General features: G+C 42.1%; 14 protein-coding genes. 4 read left to right on the forward strand and 10 right to left on the reverse strand.

The features are described from left to right. The first annotated feature begins 4 nt into the window (after positions 1-4). Both accC and GTQ34_RS01090 read left to right on the forward strand, forming a co-directional pair. Positions 5-1,447, forward strand: a complete 1,443-nt coding sequence (accC, locus tag GTQ34_RS01085) for an acetyl-CoA carboxylase biotin carboxylase subunit (RefSeq protein ID WP_166521912.1) — start codon at positions 5-7, stop codon at positions 1,445-1,447. A 5-nt stretch (positions 1,448-1,452) separates the two neighbouring features. After that, positions 1,453-2,994, forward strand: a complete 1,542-nt coding sequence (locus GTQ34_RS01090; protein ID WP_166521913.1) for an acyl-CoA carboxylase subunit beta — start codon at positions 1,453-1,455, stop codon at positions 2,992-2,994. Between the two features lie 34 nt (positions 2,995-3,028). Here the strand turns inward: GTQ34_RS01090 and GTQ34_RS01095 are convergent, their stop codons facing one another. Further along, a complete protein-coding gene (locus GTQ34_RS01095) occupies positions 3,029-4,090 on the reverse strand; it encodes a Gfo/Idh/MocA family protein (RefSeq protein ID WP_166521914.1) in 1,062 nt (353 codons plus the stop codon). Between the two features lie 185 nt (positions 4,091-4,275). Between GTQ34_RS01095 and GTQ34_RS01100 the strand changes: the two genes are divergently transcribed. After that, on the forward strand, positions 4,276-5,484 hold the full coding sequence (locus GTQ34_RS01100; protein ID WP_166521915.1) for a multidrug effflux MFS transporter: 1,209 nt from the start codon (positions 4,276-4,278) through the stop codon (positions 5,482-5,484). On the opposite strand, the gene GTQ34_RS01105 is transcribed toward GTQ34_RS01100, so the two are convergent. The 9 genes from GTQ34_RS01105 to nagB all read right to left on the reverse strand — a co-directional run bounded on the left by GTQ34_RS01105 (position 5,481) and on the right by nagB (position 18,445). Further along, positions 5,481-6,560, reverse strand: coding sequence for an anhydro-N-acetylmuramic acid kinase (locus GTQ34_RS01105; protein WP_166521916.1), 1,080 nt, complete (start codon positions 6,558-6,560; stop codon positions 5,481-5,483). The genes GTQ34_RS01100 and GTQ34_RS01105 overlap by 4 nt on opposite strands. Beyond that, positions 6,560-7,222 carry a class I SAM-dependent methyltransferase gene (locus tag GTQ34_RS01110; RefSeq protein WP_166521917.1) on the reverse strand — a complete coding sequence of 221 codons (663 nt, stop codon included), beginning with the start codon at positions 7,220-7,222 and terminating at the stop codon, positions 6,560-6,562. The genes GTQ34_RS01105 and GTQ34_RS01110 overlap by 1 nt, the downstream gene beginning before the upstream one ends. After that, a complete protein-coding gene (locus GTQ34_RS01115) occupies positions 7,219-8,823 on the reverse strand; it encodes a glycoside hydrolase family 3 protein (RefSeq protein ID WP_166521918.1) in 1,605 nt (534 codons plus the stop codon). Before GTQ34_RS01115 ends, GTQ34_RS01110 begins: the two co-directional genes overlap by 4 nt. After that, the gene (locus tag GTQ34_RS01120) at positions 8,816-10,090 is read right to left on the reverse strand and encodes an MFS transporter (RefSeq protein ID WP_166521919.1); all 1,275 of its coding nucleotides are present in this window, start codon (positions 10,088-10,090) and stop codon (positions 8,816-8,818) included. Before GTQ34_RS01120 ends, GTQ34_RS01115 begins: the two co-directional genes overlap by 8 nt. Continuing rightward, positions 10,090-10,572, reverse strand: a complete 483-nt coding sequence (locus GTQ34_RS01125) for a GNAT family N-acetyltransferase (RefSeq protein WP_166521920.1) — start codon at positions 10,570-10,572, stop codon at positions 10,090-10,092. Before GTQ34_RS01125 ends, GTQ34_RS01120 begins: the two co-directional genes overlap by 1 nt. A gap of 2 nt (positions 10,573-10,574) precedes the next feature. Beyond that, complete coding sequence (locus GTQ34_RS01130) at positions 10,575-12,071, reverse strand: glycoside hydrolase family 10-like protein (RefSeq protein WP_166521921.1); 1,497 nt, start codon at positions 12,069-12,071, stop codon at positions 10,575-10,577. An 89-nt stretch (positions 12,072-12,160) separates the two neighbouring features. Further along, positions 12,161-13,492, reverse strand: coding sequence for a RagB/SusD family nutrient uptake outer membrane protein (locus GTQ34_RS01135; protein WP_166521922.1), 1,332 nt, complete (start codon positions 13,490-13,492; stop codon positions 12,161-12,163). Positions 13,493-13,508: 16 nt separating this feature from the next. Then, positions 13,509-16,514: a SusC/RagA family TonB-linked outer membrane protein gene (locus GTQ34_RS01140; protein WP_166521923.1), complete on the reverse strand. Its 3,006-nt coding sequence runs from the start codon at positions 16,512-16,514 to the stop codon at positions 13,509-13,511. A 14-nt stretch (positions 16,515-16,528) separates the two neighbouring features. Further along, entirely contained in the window at positions 16,529-18,445 is a 1,917-nt protein-coding gene (gene nagB, locus GTQ34_RS01145; RefSeq protein ID WP_166521924.1) for a glucosamine-6-phosphate deaminase, read from the reverse strand. A gap of 188 nt (positions 18,446-18,633) precedes the next feature. Here nagB and GTQ34_RS01150 point away from each other — a divergent pair, with 188 nt between their 5' ends. Continuing rightward, positions 18,634-19,383, forward strand: coding sequence for a DeoR/GlpR family DNA-binding transcription regulator (locus GTQ34_RS01150; RefSeq protein WP_166521925.1), 750 nt, complete (start codon positions 18,634-18,636; stop codon positions 19,381-19,383). Positions 19,384-19,385 lie beyond the last annotated feature (2 nt).

Genomic DNA, 19,385 nt, shown 5'->3' on the forward strand with positions numbered 1-19,385 from the left:
GCACATGAAAAAAATATTGGTGGCCAACCGGGGAGAAATTGCATTGCGGGTGATGAAGACCGCAAAAAAAATGGGCATTCGAACAGTAGCGGTATTCTCTGAGGTGGATAGAAACGCACCCCATGTACGATTTGCCGATGAAGCGGTCTGTATTGGTGAAGCTCCTTCAAGCCAATCCTATTTACGTGGGGATAAAATTATTGAAGTGGCAAAAAAACTGCATGTGGACGGCATCCATCCTGGATATGGTTTCTTAAGCGAGAATGCAGATTTTGCAGAGGCAGTGGAAAAAAATGGACTTACGTTCATAGGACCCAAATCGAAAGCCATTCGAATTATGGGAAGCAAATTGGCGGCTAAAGAAGCCGTTAAAAAATATGATATTCCCATGGTGCCTGGTATTGATGAAGCTATTACTGATGTGAAAAAAGCCCATGAAATAGCCAATGAAATCGGATACCCAGTACTCATTAAGGCTTCGGCCGGAGGTGGCGGAAAAGGCATGCGTATCGTTGAGAAAGAGTCAGAGTTGGAGTCTGGGATGAAACGCGCCATTAGTGAAGCAACATCGGCTTTTGGCGATGGTTCCGTTTTTGTGGAAAAATATGTCACTTCCCCAAGACACATCGAGGTTCAAGTTATGGCGGATACCCATGGCAACGTGCTTCATTTTTTTGAACGGGAATGCAGCATTCAAAGAAGGCACCAGAAAGTAGTGGAGGAAGCACCATCGTCCCTACTAACACCAGAATTAAGGGAAGAAATGGGTGTAGCTGCCACAAAAGTGGCCAAATCATGTGATTATGTTGGTGCCGGGACGGTCGAATTTTTGATGGATGCCGATCACAATTTCTACTTTCTGGAGATGAATACCCGATTACAGGTGGAGCATCCGGTAACGGAAATGATTACCGGAGTTGACTTGGTAGAATTGCAAATTAAAGTAGCAAGAGGAGAAGAGCTCAAGCTAAAGCAGGAAGACTTAAAAATAAAAGGTCATGCGATGGAGCTAAGGGTTTATGCAGAAGACCCCTTAAACGATTTTCTGCCCAGTGTTGGGAATCTGGAGGTTTATAGATTGCCCGAAGGAGATGGAATACGTGTCGACAATGGTTTTGAAGAAGGCATGGATATTCCAATTTATTATGATCCCATGCTGTCTAAACTGGTTACCTATGGAAAAACTAGGGAAGAGGCCATAGAGCTTATGCTAGATGCCATCCGTAATTATAAGGTAGAAGGAGCCCAGACCACCTTACCCTTCGGAAGCTTTGTAATGGCCCATGAAGCTTTTCGGTCTGGAAATTTTGACACCCATTTTGTTAAGGACCACTACTCACCCGAAAAGATAAAAGAAAAGCAAATCAAAGAAGCTGAAATAGCTGCGTTGATGGCCTTTTTCCAATATCTTGAGGACAAAAAAAATATAAAACTGCCAACAAACTGATTCCAATGGATGATAAACTGAAAATGTTACAAGACCGTATTGCCCAGGCGCATTTGGGTGGGGGAGAAAAACGTATTGAAAAACAGCATCAAAAGAAAAAACTCACTGCACGGGAACGGATTCAATATTTGCTTGATGAGGGTTCTTTCGAAGAGATGGGCATATTGGTTACCCATCGAACTACCGATTTTGGTATGGACAAGGAAATCTATTTTGGTGATGGTGTGGTCACTGGATATGGAACCGTGAACGGGAGATTGGTGTATGTGTACGCACAGGACTTTACCGTTTTTGGCGGGGCACTGTCCGAAACCCATGCCGAAAAAATTTGCAAGGTCATGGATTTGGCGATGAAGGTCGGGGCACCCATTATTGGTCTAAATGACTCCGGTGGAGCGCGTATTCAGGAAGGTGTGAGATCCTTAGGTGGCTACGCGGATATTTTTTACAGAAATGTTCAGGCCTCAGGCGTTGTCCCCCAAATATCGGCTGTAATGGGTCCTTGTGCAGGAGGTGCGGTATATTCTCCTGCAATGACAGATTTTATAATTATGGTTGAAGGTACCAGCTACATGTTCGTCACAGGTCCTAATGTGGTAAAAACCGTAACGAACGAGGAAGTCACCTCCGAGGAATTGGGTGGGGCCAGTGCCCATGCCGTTAAATCAGGCGTGGCGCACAAAACATCTTCCAACGACGCTGCTTGCTTGGATGATATTAAAAAGTTGTTGGGATATCTCCCTCAAAACAATAGGGAGGCACCCAAAACGATGGAATATGAGTTGGGCGAAGAGTTGCGTGAAGAGCTTTCCAGTATTGTCCCCGACAATCCCAACAAACCGTACGATATGCATGATGTCATCCAAGGCATCATCGATGAGCATTCATTTTACGAAATACATAAAGATTATGCAGAAAACATTATCGTTGGCTTTGCCAGACTAGGGGGTAGGAGTGTTGGAATTATTGCAAACCAACCTATGTTCTTGGCAGGTGTGCTTGGTGTAAATAGTTCTAAAAAGGCAGCACGGTTTACAAGATTCTGTGATGCATTTAATATTCCACTGCTAGTTTTGGTGGATGTACCTGGTTTTTTACCCGGAACCGACCAAGAATGGAACGGCATCATCGTTCATGGGGCCAAACTGCTTTATGCCCTGAGCGAAGCTACTGTACCCCGGGTTACTGTTATTACCCGAAAAGCCTATGGAGGTGCCTACGATGTAATGAATTCGAAACACATTGGAGCCGATTTCAACTTTGCTTGGCCAACGGCCGAAATCGCCGTAATGGGGGCAAAAGGAGCCAGTGAAATCATTTTTAGAAGGGAGATTGCCGCTTCGGACGATCCAGAGGCAAAACTAAAAGAAAAAGAAACGGAATATGCAGAGAAATTTGCCAACCCTTATAGAGCAGCACGTCGCGGATTTATTGATGAGGTAATTCTGCCCAAGGAAACGCGACGTAAACTATTGAAGGCTTTTGCCATGCTTGAGAAAAAACAGGTGGAACCACCCAAAAAGAAACATGGAAATATTCCACTTTGATTATTTGAACGGATTTCAGATATCTCAAATCCCCTCATAAATAAACGGTCTTCCCTGTTTTTACAGATTGATCGGCGGCGAGTACTATTTTGAGGCTGTTTATCGCATCATTTAGATGATTGGTTAAATCAAGATCTTCCCGGATAGCTTGCAGTAGAAATTCTTGCTCTAAAAGGCAGAGTTGATCGTGGTCCGGCTCTTCTTCGGTGTTTATTATTTCATCTGATTTGATGAAGTTGCCATTGGTGTCCAATGCACTATGATGTAGACGCAGACTCCCCGTTTTAGTATGCCCTTCAATATCCTTTGATGCCCCTTTGTCCAACTCGTTGATGGAAACACTTCCTTTTGGGCCAATCACATCTTTAATAAAAAAGGCCGTCTCGCTCATCATCGGGCCCCAACCCGCTTCGTACCAGCCTACAGAGCCATCAGCAAATCGAACCTGCAATTGTCCATAGTTGTACATATTGGAATCAATTTCATCTGTTAATCGAGAACCAATGGCAGAAACACTAGTTGGGCTTGATTGCGTCATGGTACACATGATATCCACATAATGTACGCCACAATCCACTATGGGGGACATTGACTTCATAAGCTGCTTATGGGTGTGCCATGTTTGCCTCGAACTCTGTTGGTTCAGGTTCATTCGCATGACCAAAGGTTTTCCCAACTTTTGCGCTAGTTCAGTAAACTTGGCCCAAGTCGGGTGAACCCTTAGTATGTAACCTACAACGAGTTTTTTCTCTTGTTTTTTGGCTAGCCATACCAACTTTTGGGCTTCTTCAACGGTCAAGGCAAGGGGCTTTTCAACAAAAACATGGGATTCGGCTTCTAGGGCGATTTTCACGAATTCAAAGTGGGTGTCCGGGTATGTATTGACCGATACCACATCGGGCTGGGTAATAGCTAGAGCTTGCCGATAGTTCGAAAAGGTGGCCACTCCATCAAGTTCCTTGGACAATCGTTCTCGACTCTCTGAGCCTCTACTGACAAGGCCCACGAGTTCAAAACCATCCAATTTTGCATAGGCACGGGCATGCGAAGTTCCCATATTGCCACAGCCAACTACCAAGACTTTTAAACGATTCATTTTTTGAGAAAGAAGTTAAAGATAGTATCAAATGAGCATTTTATAGTAAAACAAGTAGTTATAGATGTGAATTTTGATGTGTTGTTTTAGATGTAAGGTTGGAGTTACCTTCCTTTAAACAAAAGGCAACCTTAATTCTATCTTAAATGCTTCATGATTGATAAGGGTATACCTACTTTTGCGGCATGCAAAAAGACACACAGAAACCCAATTTTGAGTTTATAGCCTTAATGGCAGCTTTGATGTCCATCGTGGCACTGGCCATTGATGCCATTTTGCCTGCTATTTCAGATATTGGGATAGCCATCAATAGTTTGGAACCGACCGACAATCAACTTTTGGTCACCATGATATTTTTGGGTCTTGGGCTGGGTCAACTGTTTTTTGGTCCCATGTCTGACTGTTATGGCAGAAAGCCTATGGTTTATGCAGGGTTTGTTCTTTTTTTTATTGCTAGTATTATTTGCTTATATGCATCCTCTCTTGAGGTGATGGTTGTCGGTAGAATTTTACAGGGAATAGGTCTTTCAGCACCGCGGACCATAGCTATTTCGATTATTCGGGATACCTATAAAGGGGATTATATGGCCAGGGTTATTTCGTTTGTGGTGGCCTTTTTTATTCTGGTGCCCGTGGTGGCACCGGCTATTGGCAAGGTGATTTTGGACCGCTTTGGGTGGGAAGCCATTTTTTATGTTCAGCTATTATTTGCATTATTGACAGCTATATGGTTTTGGAGACGACAGCGTGAAACACTTCATCCCGAATATAAGGTGCCCTTTTCCAGTCATGTTTTTGTGGATGGTTTGAAAGAATTCATAAAATATCGGGAAACTGTGGCCTTTACGTTCATATCAGGATTGGTAACAGGTTCTTTTTTGGTCTACCTAAGTTCGGCCCAGCACATTTTTGAAAATCAATATAATTTAAAGGAGGCTTTCCCTTTTATTTTTGCAGGTTTGGCCATTTCCATCGGTTTGGCCACCCTGTTGAATGGTACTTTGGTTATGCGGTTTGGTATGCGAAAACTTTCACGAATGGCCACGGCCGCATTCACCTTGATTGCACTTTTGTACACCTTGGTGTTCTTGAATTCTGCGAACCCTAATATCTTTATTCTGGTAGGATTTCTTTCGGCACAGTTTTTCTGTTTGGGCTTTATGTGGGGCAACTATAGGTCGATTGCCATGGAGCCCATTGGACATATTGCCGGAATTGGGGCTGCCATCAATGGTTTTGTATCAACTGTTTTGGCGATACCCATTGCTACTTTCATTGGCAATTTTGTAGACATCACAGTTTGGCCCCTTTTTGCAGGATTGGCCATTTGTGGTTTGTTTTCTCTATTTCTTTTCGGGCTTGCAAAAAAATCAAAAAAGATAGCTGCGGCCTAATTTTGGGGAAAATAGACCTCTCCGCTACAAGAATCTTCTCTGGCACCGGTTACGGAACTTAGGACATTAGTTTTACCTTGTAAGCGCAAAACACCCATTAAAGCAAAAACCAAGGCTTCTTTGTATGCAATCAAGGTTTTATCCGGCACGATTACGGTGATGTCTGCCCCCAATTTTTCTTGGAGAATTTCTATAAAATAAGAGTTAAGGGCACCTCCTCCAGTGGCGAATAGCTTTCCTTTTGGTTTTGAGCTGTGTTTTTTGGCCTCGATGGCAATTTGTTCGCAATTATGATGGATAAAGGTGCAGAGCAAATCGGCTTCGGATACGTTGGCGTTTTCAATTAAGGGAACAATTTCTGCTATAAACCATTCGTAACCCGTGGATTTGGGGTAAGGGAGTCGATAATATTCCAATGTATTGAGTTTTTCCAATAGGTCGTGGTCCAGTTTTCCAGAACGAGCGATTTTTCCATCTTCATCGAAAGCCAGTCCCATTTTTTGAGTGATATAGTTCAGTGGCATATTGGCCAACCCGATATCGTAGGCAATTCTTTTTTTGTTTTTTTCGAAGGACATATTACTGATACCGCCCAGATTCAAACAAAAGTCATAGTTGTAAAACAATAATTGGTCGCCAATGGGAACCAAGGGCGCTCCTTGTCCACCCAGAGATACATCTTTAGTCCTAAAATCACACACAACCTGCATGTTGCATATATTCGCTAAAAGCTGTCCATTTCCCAATTGAAAGGTAAAACCTTCTTCAGGGCGGTGGTGAGAAGTGTGACCATGGCTCGACACAAAATCCACTTCTCCCTCCAATTCTTCCATAAAATCATTAACCCTTTTTCCAAGCCATATCCCATAATCATCATGCAACTGTTCATGCTCTTCATTGGAGAGATGGATTGCATTTTTAAGATATTCCCGCATGTCATCGCTATAGGCGATTTCATGGGTTTCCTTGATGTCAAATTTCCAGAACCCATTTTCTTCCCATAAATGACAATAGGCCATGTCCAGTCCATCCAAGGAAGTACCGGACATCAACCCAATAGCTTTATAAATATGCATTACTTGGATATTTTTATTATCAATGAAATTGGTTTTTCCTTGTCGTTTACTATTTCGCTAAGTTGGAAATCACTTGCGTTGAGCTCTTGAATTTCTGCAATCCAGTCTTCCATAGTACGGGCATACCAGGAATGGCCATCTTCAAAATTTCCTGGGAGACCTTTCCAAGAATCCTGTAACCACTGACTTTTATAGGATAAGTCATGGGAGATCAAAAAATAGGGATGTAGTGTTTGGATCACAATCGTACCCTTCGGATTTAATTGGGTCAATGTATTTTTCAATAGCCGTTGCATGCCTTCCTTGGAATATAGGCAAAAATTGAATGTGGCCACATCAAAAGGTCCGTTGGGGATTGATTTTCCGGCAATAATTTCTTCAAAGGTGAAAACATAAAAAGCATCGTTGCTTTTGTTCTTTGCATCGTCAATTAAATCGGGAATGGCATCCAATCCCGTAGCATCCCATCCTGATTGTCCCATTTTTCGGGTCAACCAGCCTTCACCACAGCCAATATCAACCAGTTTTTTTCCATTAATCTCTTTCAGGGTGTCTTCAATGGCTTTATTGGTGAATTTTCGAGATGGGATATCTTGGTTTTGAATGACTTTTATCCATTCCGATGCATTTTTTTTCCAAGAATCAATGATTTTTGAATTCATGAATTCAATGTTTTTAGTTTGATGGGCAACCTACCTTTGGCTTCAATAGCACCTTGAAAATGATCAAAGGCGGCCTCTTGGAACTCTGGAAAGTCTTGATATGCCAAAACCACATTTGAATCAGCCTGTAAGTCCAGAATATCCAGCACATAGGGATTGCCAAATAAATAAATCAAGGTGTTTTTTTCTTTCACCATCCTTTTGATCATTCCCAATGTTTCTTCATTAAACCCAAATTGATTTTTCGGCTTTACGGCTGGAGGAAACAAAGCCAAAACAACATGATTTATTTCAGCCCACTTAGCTATCAGTTCATCATGTCCTAAGTCTATTGCCAATTTTTGCTGACCGAATACTGTATTTATTTTAGAAGAGAACAGATTGCTCTTTCCGTTTACAACAGAAAGGTTTACAAAATCTGAAGACTTGATTGTTTCAACCATTTTAGGGTTTCCGTACAGTTCGGTAATGCTTCTCTCGGCAATTTTTTTATTAAGCTCTGAAGCACCGACCCTGGGCGTATCAGCGTTGTGACTCTTTTGCAGAAAGACTTTTTCTTTAAGTTGCCATAGCCTTTGGAAACTTTCTTCAATACGTTTCTCAGATGCAGACTGTAAAATAGAGTGTAGGGCTTCTTCTGGATGTTCGCTAAAACAGAATATATCCATGCCTGCATTAAATGCAGCTACTTCCAGTTGTCCTTTCTCTGGGAATCGCTTAGAAACGGCATGCATATTCAATGCATCCGAAATGATTGCCCCGCTGAAACCCATTTTCTTGCGAAGCAATTCTGTAATTATGAATGATGAGGTTGTACTGGGATTTTTTTTGTCAAGTTGCGGAAGCAACATATGTCCAATCATTATGGCGTCCACATCCTGATCCATAAGGTTTTGGAAAGGGGCAAGTTCGTTTTCTTGCAAGGTTTTAATGGTTTTATCTATAATGGGAAGTCCAAGATGAGAGTCTACAGCGGTATCACCATGACCTGGGAAATGCTTTAATGCATTTAAAATGCCCACACTTTTCATGCCTTGTATAAAAGCTTTCCCCTTTTTGATGACATTGGCCTTGTCATCACCAAACGAACGGTATCCTATGACCGGATTGTCCGGATTGTTATTGATGTCGACCACCGGGGCAAGGTTCCAATGAATGCCGGCTTCCTTGCAATCCATTCCAATGTTTCTTCCTACTTCATAAATAAGATTGTTGTCTTTTTGCAATGCCCCCAGAGTTATGGCGTATGGGTATTGTGGTGTTTCTTCAATGCGCATGGCAAGCCCCCATTCTGCATCAATGGCAATCAAAAGTGGTATTTCCGCTGCTTTTTGATATCGTTCAATGAGTTCTTTTATCCGCTCCGAGCTTTTGGCGTTGTACTCAATTTTTTTATTCCCTTCAAAATTAGTGGCAGCACTTGCACGGCTATGGAAAAAACATAATGACCCTATATGGAAATTTTGAATGAGCCGTTCCATTCTTTGAACTTCCTCTTCTGAATCATTTATGAAAACCGCCGGCATGAAAAGCTGTCCCACCTTTTGTTGGAGGGAATACGCTCGTTTGGCGTCCTCATATTTCAGAATCTTTTCATTCATTGGAATCGTTGATTTTTTTCCCATAATCTGCAGGATAATTCAAATAGCGAAGAACAATAAAGGCCGGAACAGCGGCCAGTACGACCCAAAGGAAGAATCCGTCATAGCCCAACCACTCCTGTATGTACCCACTGAGCATTCCGGGCAGCATCATCCCCAAGGCCATAAAACCTGTGGCAATGGCATAGTGTGAGGTTTTGGAAATTCCTTCAGAAATGTAGATGAGAAAAATCAAAAACGCAGCGAACCCAAATCCATATCCGAATTGTTCAAGAATTACAGTTCCCACCACTGCATATATGTTGGTAGATTGAGTATAGGCCAAAATGGCATACAGTGCATTGGGAATATTCAAGGCCAAAAGCATGGGCAACATCCATTTTTTAAGACCGTCCTTAGAAATCAAAATCCCTCCAGTTATACCCCCTATGGATAACATGATTACCCCAACGGTGCCGTAAATAGTGCCGACTGCTTCGGTGGAGTAGTTCAATCCACCCATTTCCAACTCATCCAAAAGAAATGGTGAGGCCATTTTTACCAATTGTGATTCACCCAACCTATGGGTAAGTATAAAAAGTAAGGCAACCCAAATCTGCTTTTTTTCAAAGAAACTGATAAAAACTTGAAGGAAACTTTCTGGTTTTTCGGTTGCTGTTTTGATTCGGGATTCATATTTGGGCGTAATAAAAAAGTTGGTGATGGTCAAAAGCAACATCAAGACAGCCGTTAAGATCATGGTCATGGACCATGCTTTGGTGTTGTCTCCATATTTGTTCTCCAAAAAGCCGGCAAAAATGACCAAAAGCCCCTGTCCGGTGACCATGGCCAGACGATAGAACGTACTTCGAAGCCCTATGAAAAATGATTGTTTTTTTTGTGTCAGCCCAATCATGTAATACCCATCAGACGCAATATCGTTGGTGGCGGAAGCAAAGGCTGCCATCCAGAAAAAGGCCAAGGTAATGGTGAAGAAGGCATTGGAAGGCAAAAAGAGTCCGATACCTAAAAAAGCAAGCGCAACAACCAATTGCATGATCAAAAACCAGCTTCTTTTGGTGCCCTTAAGGTCCACTATGGGGCTCCAAAGCGGTTTAATGACCCAAGGCAGGTAAAGCCAACTGGTATAAAGGCCTATCTCGGCATTGCTAATACCCAGTCGCTTGTACATAATCACCGAAACCGTGACCACCATGATATAGGGAATCCCCTGAGTGAAATACAAAGCAGGAATCCAGCCCCAGGCGCCTTTATCTTTTTCCACCATTATTTGGGTTGTTTTAACAGGTTTTGGTAAATACTTCTTTCTGATTTTTCTATCACATGGGCATTCACCGTTTTTTTGTAGTATTCCACGGGACCAACACCACCGATTATAGCATAAGCATACCCCATTTCACGCAATGCTCCCAATGCTTTTATCAATAGCACTTCCCCAATCCTTTTCCCCCGTTCCGAAGATAATACGCCTGTTGGTCCGAAGAAGTTTTTAGCGGTACTCTCAAAGCAAGCAAAGCCCAAAATGTCTTGATCGCGTTGGGCAATAAAGCAGTTAATCGGTAATGCGGAGAAAGAACTTTCAACTTCATCAGCCCAATTGGGACTGAAATGTTCCCTCACCCAATTAACGACAATGCTTTTTTCGGGAGGTATGGGCCTCTTAAAAATAACCTGATGGTTTTCCATAAGCTCTTTTTCCTTTTCAGTAATGTCTGGGAGTCCTAGAAGTCGAACAAGCATGTCCTGCATGGTCAATTTGTTTTAAGTTTTATGGGAACTATATCACTTTCATTACCATAAGCATCGTTGATGCTAATTCCTATTCCATTTTTTAAATGTTTTTTTTGAAGCTTCAGCCCCGTATTTATTACATTTTGGCTTTCTTCCAAATAGCCCCGTTCCAGCAGGTGTTTTTTACGGTTTGATTTATCAACCGAATAAAAATTTACAAATCGGGGAATGGAATCCCTGTGCGAAATGTTAATTTGAACAGCACCCTTGGTTTTTATAATCGAATCAATCTTTGGTTGCGATATGATTCTTTGCACAGGGCTTAACGGGGATGGATTTTTGGAAGGGTAACGATAGAACTTCTTTTGAAGTTTTTTGGTTACATCTTCATGCTGACCAATCAATGATTTGGCACTAAAAAAGATATTGCCCTTAACATTGGTCAGTTCTCTGGAAAAAGAAAGTTGCTTCGGAATCTCATTTTTTCTTTTCCATGCCCTGTCTTTATTGTTTCGGATTTTATAGGGCCCATTGCCAATGTACAAATTAGTGTTTTGGGAGTTATTGGCCCACCAAGAAACCACATTTCGGTGTGAAGCAGGCGGATAGTCCATGCTCCAATAAGCTTGTGGAGCCAAATAATCGAGCCATCCTTTTTTGATCCATAATAAGGGGTCGGCATATAGATCTTCATAGGTTGTTTGTCCTGCTTTGGTATCCGAACCTTTCGGGTCGGTGCTTTTGTTTTTCCAAACCCCAAATGGACTTATCCCGAATTGCACCCATGGTTTATTTTTTTTGATGGCCAAATGGACGCTTTTCACCAATGAATCTACATTGCTCCTTCGCCAATCTTCCAATGCTTGATTGGGCAATGCGTGGATTCTAAAAGTGTCGTCATCATCAAAAAATTCCCCCTCAACCTTATATGGATAAAAGTAATCATCGAAATGTATGGCGTCCACAGGATAGTTTGTGACCAATTCTTCAACAATGTCAACAAATTTCTGCTGTACTTCTGGCAGACCGGGATTGTAATAGTACTTCTTACCATATTTTACCATCCAATCCGGATGCTGATAAAAGTCGTGGGAGGTATCCAAAGCCAGCGTATCAAGGTCAAATGTTGCACGGTAGGGGTTGAGCCAGGCATGGAATTCCATACCTCTTTTATGGGTCTCCCCAATCATCCATTCTAAAGGATTTTCAAAATCTTCGGGGGATTTCCCTTCTTTACCACTTAAATATTTCGACCAAGGTGCCAAGTCGGTTTTGTAAAAGGCATCGCCAGCAGTACGGATTTGAACAACGGCGGCATTGAAGTTTAACTGCTCATAGAAATCCAATATTTGGAGAAAATCCTCTTTTTTTTTGGAAGTTACATCATCGGCATGTTTTGGCCAATCAATATTGACCACCGTGGCCACCCAAACACCCCTAAATTCTGTTTCCGGAATTTTGTGTACAGCACAGGAGCAGACTAAAAAACAAGAAAGTATGGATATGACTTTTTGCATAGGGTTGTAAAAAAGGCCTACATGGATTAAAAGTAGGCCTTTTCGCTTGGATTAAATTAAAACTAACACCAACTCAAAATAATTTATTGTTATATCGAAGGATCGTCAGGAGTATTTGGGTTGCTATTTCGTTCCAAATCAGGATACGGATAGAAATTCCGGTTACGTTCCTCATCATAATCCATGGCTGCACCACTAGGTTCTGGTCTTCCAAACCTTCGGCTATCTTCAAGGCTCATACCGGTTAGGAAAAGCTCCGCTCTTCTGTTCTTGTATATTTCGTCCAGCAGGGCATCTGCAGTATTTGGCCCAGCGTAAGCGGCCGTGTTTGCGTTGACGCCAAAAGGATCATCATTATCGGTCAATACTTCGTTGAGTGCTGCGGTTGCAGCGCCCAAGTTGGGTGATCCTGAACGAATCTGCGCTTCCGCTACGATCAAATTCATTTCGTCTGGCAAATAGACTGGGATCGGTTCGGTAATTTCATTGAAAAAACCTGAAATATCTTCAATGGGCAATCCATTTTGGTTGGTTGTATCCAGTGGAATCAGATAGAAGTCAAAACGGCCGTCGTCCCCATTAAAAACAAATTCGGCAGGTAGCCCAAAATTATCTCTTGGCTTAAAATTGGGTGCATCATTTTGAATTACCCTTGCCCAGATGGGATTCTGGTTTTGTGTATCGTAAGCAAAAATCGAAGTAACACTCTGGTCCACAGAATTCGCAGCAGTGATTGCTGCGTCGTAATTCCCCGCAAAAAGGTTATAACGAGCTAGCATAGCAGCTATGGTATTTTCCAAATCAATGTTTCCAAGCGTAACCCCATTGATGAATTCGGATGACGGAGCAGTTGCAGCTATCTGAGCAGCCGCTTCATTCAGTAAGGTAATCGCGGTTTCAAAACCTTCAATTCTGGGCACAAAAGAAGCATCATTATCAGGACTGGTTTCCACGATGACTTGCTCGTAGTTTTGGGCCAAACTTCCTATGGCCAAGGCCTTAAATAATTTCGCATGGGCGATAAGTCCACTTTGTGTTCCAGCTTCCAGTTCAATGGTATTGGCATTGGCCTCGATATCTTCAGCAATTTTGATGACGCGAATCATACTGGACCATAAACCCTGCACGTTGGAATTAAAATTGGGCAGGGCAGCGCCACCATCCTCCAATTCTATCATGTTTTGAAATGTAGTCGTAATTCCTCCTTCGCGCGTTGTTATTGCGGGAGTCTCCACAATCCAGCGAACGCCTACTACGGAATATAGTTGTTGTAGCCCTACAGCAGCTGCAAAGATACCTTCCCGTGAAGAGAATACCTGATCTTCCGTTGCGGCGTTGGGATTTTCAAAGTCTGTTTCACAAGACACTACTCCCAAACTGAGTGAGATGCAAATGATAAATAGTTTTATATAGTTTTTCATTGTACTTTTTTTTGATTTAGAAACTTACATTGATTCCCAATTGATAGGTTCTTGGGATTGGTACTCCCGCAAAATCGAATCCACGTACCCCATTACTCTGTCCAGCGGTATTGATTTCGGGATCCCATCCGCTGTAGTCGTCCCAAGAGATTAGGTTTCTTCCCACCAGGCTCAACTGTACGTTGTCTATATGGTCAATGGGTGGCTTAAAATTATAACTTAAGGCCAACTCCCTTAATTTAACAAACGAACCATCTTCCACAAATTCCTCGAAAATACCCGCTTGGGCACTACCAAAACCTTTAGTTCGGTTGCCCAAAAGCTCTTCGCCCACATTGAAGCCTCCACCAAAAATCACATTGTCCAAAAGTCTTCGGTTCCAGTTGAAAACATCAAATCCTTGTACGGCATCCAACTGTATTCTTAATTTAAAGTTTTTATAGGAAAATTCATTGATTAAAGATCCAAACCATTCGGGATTGGGATCGCCTATCACTTTGGACGCTTCTCCATCTTCCGTAGTTCCTCTAAACGGATAACCATCATCATCTAGTGAAATGCTGCCATCAGGATCCCGCGCATAGAATTGACGGAAGAATACACCCAATGGTTCACCTTCAATCACAAAGTTGGTTGAAAAGCTCCCATCCAGAGCAAACTGACCTCCTCCTGCAACACTGGTCACCACATTTTCATTTTTGGAGAAGGTAGCGGTCACATCCCAAGAAAAGTCATCGGTTTTTATGGGAGCTCCCCTTAATAAGAGTTCGATTCCTTTATTTTCCAAGTCCCCTACATTTTCAATTCTGGAACCAAATCCAGTTGAGGGGGAGAGTTCTCTGGGCAAGAGAAGGTCTGTGACTTCTTGCTTATAATAAGTGAACTCTATCCCAAGACGGTTGTTGAATAAACCTGCATCAAATCCAAGTTCAAATTCTTCTTGTCTTTCAGGGGCTATGTCAGGATCTCCCTGTTCCGGATTTCTTTCAATTATCCCATTTTCTGCAGGAATCAAACTAGGTGTTCCATTCAAAGAGAAAGGTGAAAATACTGTAAATCGTTGGAATGCGGACAAAGCAGTCAAGTTACCCGCTTGTCCCCAAGAACCTCTTATTTTAAAGGTGTTGAAGGTGTCACCAAAGGTATCCTGCCAAAAATCCTCTTCAGAAATCACATAGGAAACACTCGCTTTGGCATACAACTGATTGCGTTCATCCTCTCCAAAGGTGGAGGCTCCATCAAGCCTTATTGCGCCGTTCACGTATAATTTATCTCTAAAACCAAAAGACTGCTGTAAAAAGGAACCCCAATAGGAAATTTGCGAACGGGTCTCTCCTTGAGCCAAAATACTACCATCAGAAGCTACTTCTACCACTGGTGCCAGACCATCTGCCTCAATAGCTACTCTGTCAAATTCTTCATACTGCCATGAACCTCCCAAAGTGGTTGTAGATTGAATGTCTTCATTAATGGGTATCTGATAAGTCAGGTTTAAATCACTATTGTACTGGAAGCTATTGATATCTGCTCTTCTTGCAAAACCATCGCCGTTGGGCGAAGTATTGTTTATCGGTATAAAAGCGGTTGCCGATTGATTGTAGAAATCAAGCCCCAATAGATAACTGGCGCTCAGGTTTTCTGTGATATCCGCGTTCAATCCAATATTGGTAATAATCCGGTTTACTTTTTGACCAAAATCGAATCGATTTACAGCCTCCAAAGGATTGGTCCTTGGAACCAATAATGAGGTGACAGGATAAACCCCAGATTCATCTGGATTTGGATTTACGGAGTTATCACTAAAGACAAAGCCTGTAATGGCTCCATACGCTGCATTGATACCACCATTTGGAATATCATTGCTCACACTCCTTGTGTAATTAAGCCCTGCATTTATTTCCAACCAATCCCAGGCTTTTTGGGTGATGTTCGTTTTAAAACCTATTCTTTGGAAGTCCGTATTTTTTATAATCCCCTCATTGTCTAGAAAGGAACCCGAGATGTAGTAAGTGGTTTTTTCATTACCGCCAGAAACGGAAAGATTGTTTTCAATACCGAAGCCGGACTCAAAAAAGTCATTCTGATAGTTAAACCGTTCCAAAGGTGTAGTTTCTAAATTGGTCCTGTCAAAAGGATCTACCCACGCCAATGGTACTGTATTATAGTCGATTTCCTTTCTGAGTTCGTTGATACGAACATTGGTAGAAAAACTGAACTTGGCTTCACCGGTTCTTCCTTTTTTGGTAAATATTTGAACCACCCCGTTACTTGCCCGAGATCCATAGATGGCAGCTGCCGCAGCTCCTTTTATTACCTCTATGCGTTCAATGTCATTGGGATTTAAATCTACCAAACGGTTTTGAGAGTTTCCTCCCAAGTCAACAAGATCATTACTATTACTGGAATTGCTCACAATAATACCATCAACAATATAGAGTGGGTCAGAATTTCCTAAAACGGTACTTGGCCCCCTCAACCGGATACTGATACCTCCAGCAGGGTCACCCGAGTTTTGTTGTACCAGTGCACCTGAAATTTTCCCCGAAATAGCCTGATCCACCGCGATGGCACCGTTGTTGACCAATTCATCAGATCTTATTGATGATATAGCATTACCCAAAGTTCTTTTATTGGCCCCTGCGCCGGTTCCGGTAACAACCACTTCATCCAAACTCAAGAGGTCTTCCTGAAGGATGATATCATTGGTAATTGAGGTGCTTCCACCTAGGTCTACACTAAGGTTTTGGGTAGAAAATCCAATTGAACTGATGGTCAATGTGTACGACCCCGAATCCAAGTTCGCGGTAAAGCTGTAATTTCCATCAAAATCGGTCACACCTCCAAATGCTGTTCCTTGAAGATAGACCGAAGCTCCTGAAACAGGCACGTTAGTGCCACTCTCAGTTACGGTTCCGCTAAGTGTGTACTGGCTTTGCCCGAATGCTACAGGCGATATTGCCAATAGTACCACCAACAGTAGCCGGAACCTAATTTTTCCTGCATGTTTGTTACGTTTTCCCATAGAGAAGTTAGTTTTTAGTTAAAGTTGAAATTATACCTTACGAACCCTTCGATAGCTTCATATTCGGCCATACCAAGGGCATTATATCGGTTAGCTGTTTCCTTGTTTCTTTGTTCGGCACGTTGCCAAAACTCACGTTCGTCATGTCCTGGGAACATGGCACTGTCCTTTTGCGACTGATGCTTGAAGATGGCATTTATCTTTCGTTTCATGTCTTTTGGTCCGATGGGAACGGCCATCTCCATATCTGCTATTTCCCATTCTTGCCATGCACCTCTATATAACCATATATAGCAATGTCTAATCCATTCGGCCCCTTCCTCCAAAAATCGTTCGACAGCCTTGTAGACTACCTGCAGACAGACTCGGTGCGTTCCATGAGGATCTGATAAATCGCCCGCGGCAAAAATTTGCTGTGGTTTTAACGCATTGAGCAAATCATACGTGATTTTGATATCTTTTTCTGTGTACGGTTTTTTTCGTACTGCGCCCGTTTCATAGAATGGCAGGTTTAAAAAATGGGCGTTTTTTTCGGGGATGCCACAATAGCGGCATGCCGCCAATGCCTCACCTTTTCTGATTAGGCCTTTAAACTGCTGTATCTCATCATTATCTATTTGCCCCGGTTGTTTGGATGCCAAAAACGCCCTGACTTCTTTGAACTTCTTTTTGAGCTCCTTGTTTTCTTCTTGTATATCGGTGGCAAAATCCAAAAAGCGAATCACTTCATCATCAAAAACGGCAATATTGCCTGATGTTTGATACGCGACGTGTACATTATGTCCTTGATCTACAAGCCGCAGGAGGGTTCCTCCCATGGAAATAACATCGTCATCAGGATGGGGACTGAAAATCAGGGAAGTTTTCGGGAAGGGGAGTGCACGCTCGGGTCGTTGACTGTCTTCTGCATTTGGTTTTCCTCCTGGCCACCCCGTTATAGTGCGCTGTAATTGATTGAATACCTTTAAGTTGATTTGTTCGGCAGAGCCAATTTCAGCCACTAAATTTCCCATACCATATTCGTTGTAATCTTCGTTGGTCAACTTTAGAATAGCCTTTTTCAGCTTTTCAGAAAGCCAAATCGTAGCTGTTTTGATGAGTTTTTCGTTCCATTCGCACTCAGAGACCAACCAAGGCGTTTTCACCCGAGTCAATGAGGAAGCCGATGCGTCATCTAGAACAAAATCACAATTTTCGTGGTGCTGCAGAAAGGTCGCGGGTACAGATTCTTTGATTTTTCCTTCCACGGCCTCTTTAATAATCGGAGACTTGCCTTCGCCCCAAGCCATCAGTATAATTCTTTTGGCACTCAAAATAGTACCCACTCCCATGGTTATTGCCTTGCGGGGCACATTTTCTTCACCGAAGAAGTCACTGGCAGCATCCAGGCGTGTTACTCGGTCCAATCGTATCAGTCGGGTCTTACTATTAAGGGCAGAACCTGGTTCGTTGAATCCAATATGCCCCGTACGCCCAATACCCAAAATTTGGATATCTATGCCTCCAACATTCTGAATTTTTTCTTCATAGTCATGGCAATATTGACGCACTTCCTCTCCTTTAAGTGTGCCGTCTGGAATATGTATGTTATCTGGTTCAATATCGATATGGTCGAAAAGATGCTCGTTCATAAACCGAACATAGCTGTGGATTGAGCTTGGCTCCATCGGAAAATATTCATCCAAATTGAACGTTACTACGTTTTTAAAACTCAGCTTTCCTTCCTTATGGAATTTCACCAAATATTCATACACTTTGGTAGGTGTGGAGCCCGTGGCAAGTCCAATGACGGTTTTTTTTCCAAGCTTCTGTTTTTCATTGATCAAACTTGCAATCTCATTGGCCACAAAAAGGGAGGCCACATTTGAGTCCTCGTGAATTACGGTGTGGATTTTTTCAAACCTTCGGCTCTCCGGATAATTTTCTGTCATGGAAAATCATTATAGTGTTCGGTGTTCTGGCAAAATATCGAAGTATTTTTATCAAATGTATGCAAAAAACAGCATGATTTGCAATTTAATGCCATTTTTTTATGTTAATAATACTAAGTGCTTTGATTTTTGCCGTATTTTGCTGTTATTGAAACTCGATTTAAGATTTATTTAACTTTACAAACCGTATGCTAAAGGAGGAAAGGCAGCAGTTTATTTTAAATGAAGTAAGGATTCACAATAAGGTGTTGTTGACGGACATGGCGGATTTGTTGAATGTTTCCGTAGATACGGTTCGTCGTGATATTAAAGAGTTAGACCGTTCTGATCAGTTAAAGAAAGTGCACGGAGGAGCAGTCTCTTTGGGATTCAACAATTACAATCCCATAGGTAAAAAGATCTATTCCCTAGAGAAAAAGGCATTGATTGCTGAAAAGGCCATGAGCCTAATTAAAGAGGGTCAGATAATTCTGCTGAGTGGGGGAACCACCAATTTAGAACTCGCTAGAAGATTGCCTTCCAAAATGAAACTTACCTGTTTTACACCAAGTCTTCCAATTGCAGTACAATTACTCAGCAAAACCAATATTGAAACAATTTTTATTGGAGGCAGATTGTCCAAAGATTCCCAAATAACCATTGGTGGCAGCGCCATCAACATGTTATCCGAAATAAAAGTGGATATTTGCTTCTTGGGAACAAATTCCATACACCCCACTGAAGGTCTAACTGAGTTTGATTGGGAAATAGTACAGATGAAAAAGGCCATGATTCACAGTTCCCGCAAAGTGGTTTCACCCTGTATATCAGAAAAAATTGGATCCATGCAACGATATAAAATTTGTGGTGCGGAGGATATTGATGTACTTATTACGGAGTTGGAACCTTGGGACGCAAAGCTCGAGGCCTTTAAAAATATGAACATACAACTGCTATAACC

This window comes from Flagellimonas ochracea (genome assembly GCF_009903685.1).
GTDB classification, from domain to species: domain Bacteria; phylum Bacteroidota; class Bacteroidia; order Flavobacteriales; family Flavobacteriaceae; genus Flagellimonas; species Flagellimonas ochracea.

Coding starts and splice junctions, on each gene's coding strand:
- GTQ34_RS01100 (WP_166521915.1), top strand. CDS start 4,276: ATGCAAAAAGACACACAGAAACCCAATTTTGAGTTTATAGCCTTAATG.
- GTQ34_RS01110 (WP_166521917.1), bottom strand. CDS start 7,222: ATGAATTCAAAAATCATTGATTCTTGGAAAAAAAATGCATCGGAATGG.
- GTQ34_RS01090 (WP_166521913.1), top strand. CDS start 1,453: ATGGATGATAAACTGAAAATGTTACAAGACCGTATTGCCCAGGCGCAT.
- GTQ34_RS01130 (WP_166521921.1), bottom strand. CDS start 12,071: ATGCAAAAAGTCATATCCATACTTTCTTGTTTTTTAGTCTGCTCCTGT.
- accC (WP_166521912.1), top strand. CDS start 5: ATGAAAAAAATATTGGTGGCCAACCGGGGAGAAATTGCATTGCGGGTG.
- GTQ34_RS01135 (WP_166521922.1), bottom strand. CDS start 13,492: ATGAAAAACTATATAAAACTATTTATCATTTGCATCTCACTCAGTTTG.
- GTQ34_RS01095 (WP_166521914.1), bottom strand. CDS start 4,090: ATGAATCGTTTAAAAGTCTTGGTAGTTGGCTGTGGCAATATGGGAACT.
- GTQ34_RS01105 (WP_166521916.1), bottom strand. CDS start 6,560: ATGCATATTTATAAAGCTATTGGGTTGATGTCCGGTACTTCCTTGGAT.
- GTQ34_RS01115 (WP_166521918.1), bottom strand. CDS start 8,823: ATGAATGAAAAGATTCTGAAATATGAGGACGCCAAACGAGCGTATTCC.
- GTQ34_RS01150 (WP_166521925.1), top strand. CDS start 18,634: ATGCTAAAGGAGGAAAGGCAGCAGTTTATTTTAAATGAAGTAAGGATT.
- GTQ34_RS01140 (WP_166521923.1), bottom strand. CDS start 16,514: ATGGGAAAACGTAACAAACATGCAGGAAAAATTAGGTTCCGGCTACTG.
- GTQ34_RS01125 (WP_166521920.1), bottom strand. CDS start 10,572: ATGCAGGACATGCTTGTTCGACTTCTAGGACTCCCAGACATTACTGAA.
- GTQ34_RS01120 (WP_166521919.1), bottom strand. CDS start 10,090: ATGGTGGAAAAAGATAAAGGCGCCTGGGGCTGGATTCCTGCTTTGTAT.
- nagB (WP_166521924.1), bottom strand. CDS start 18,445: ATGACAGAAAATTATCCGGAGAGCCGAAGGTTTGAAAAAATCCACACC.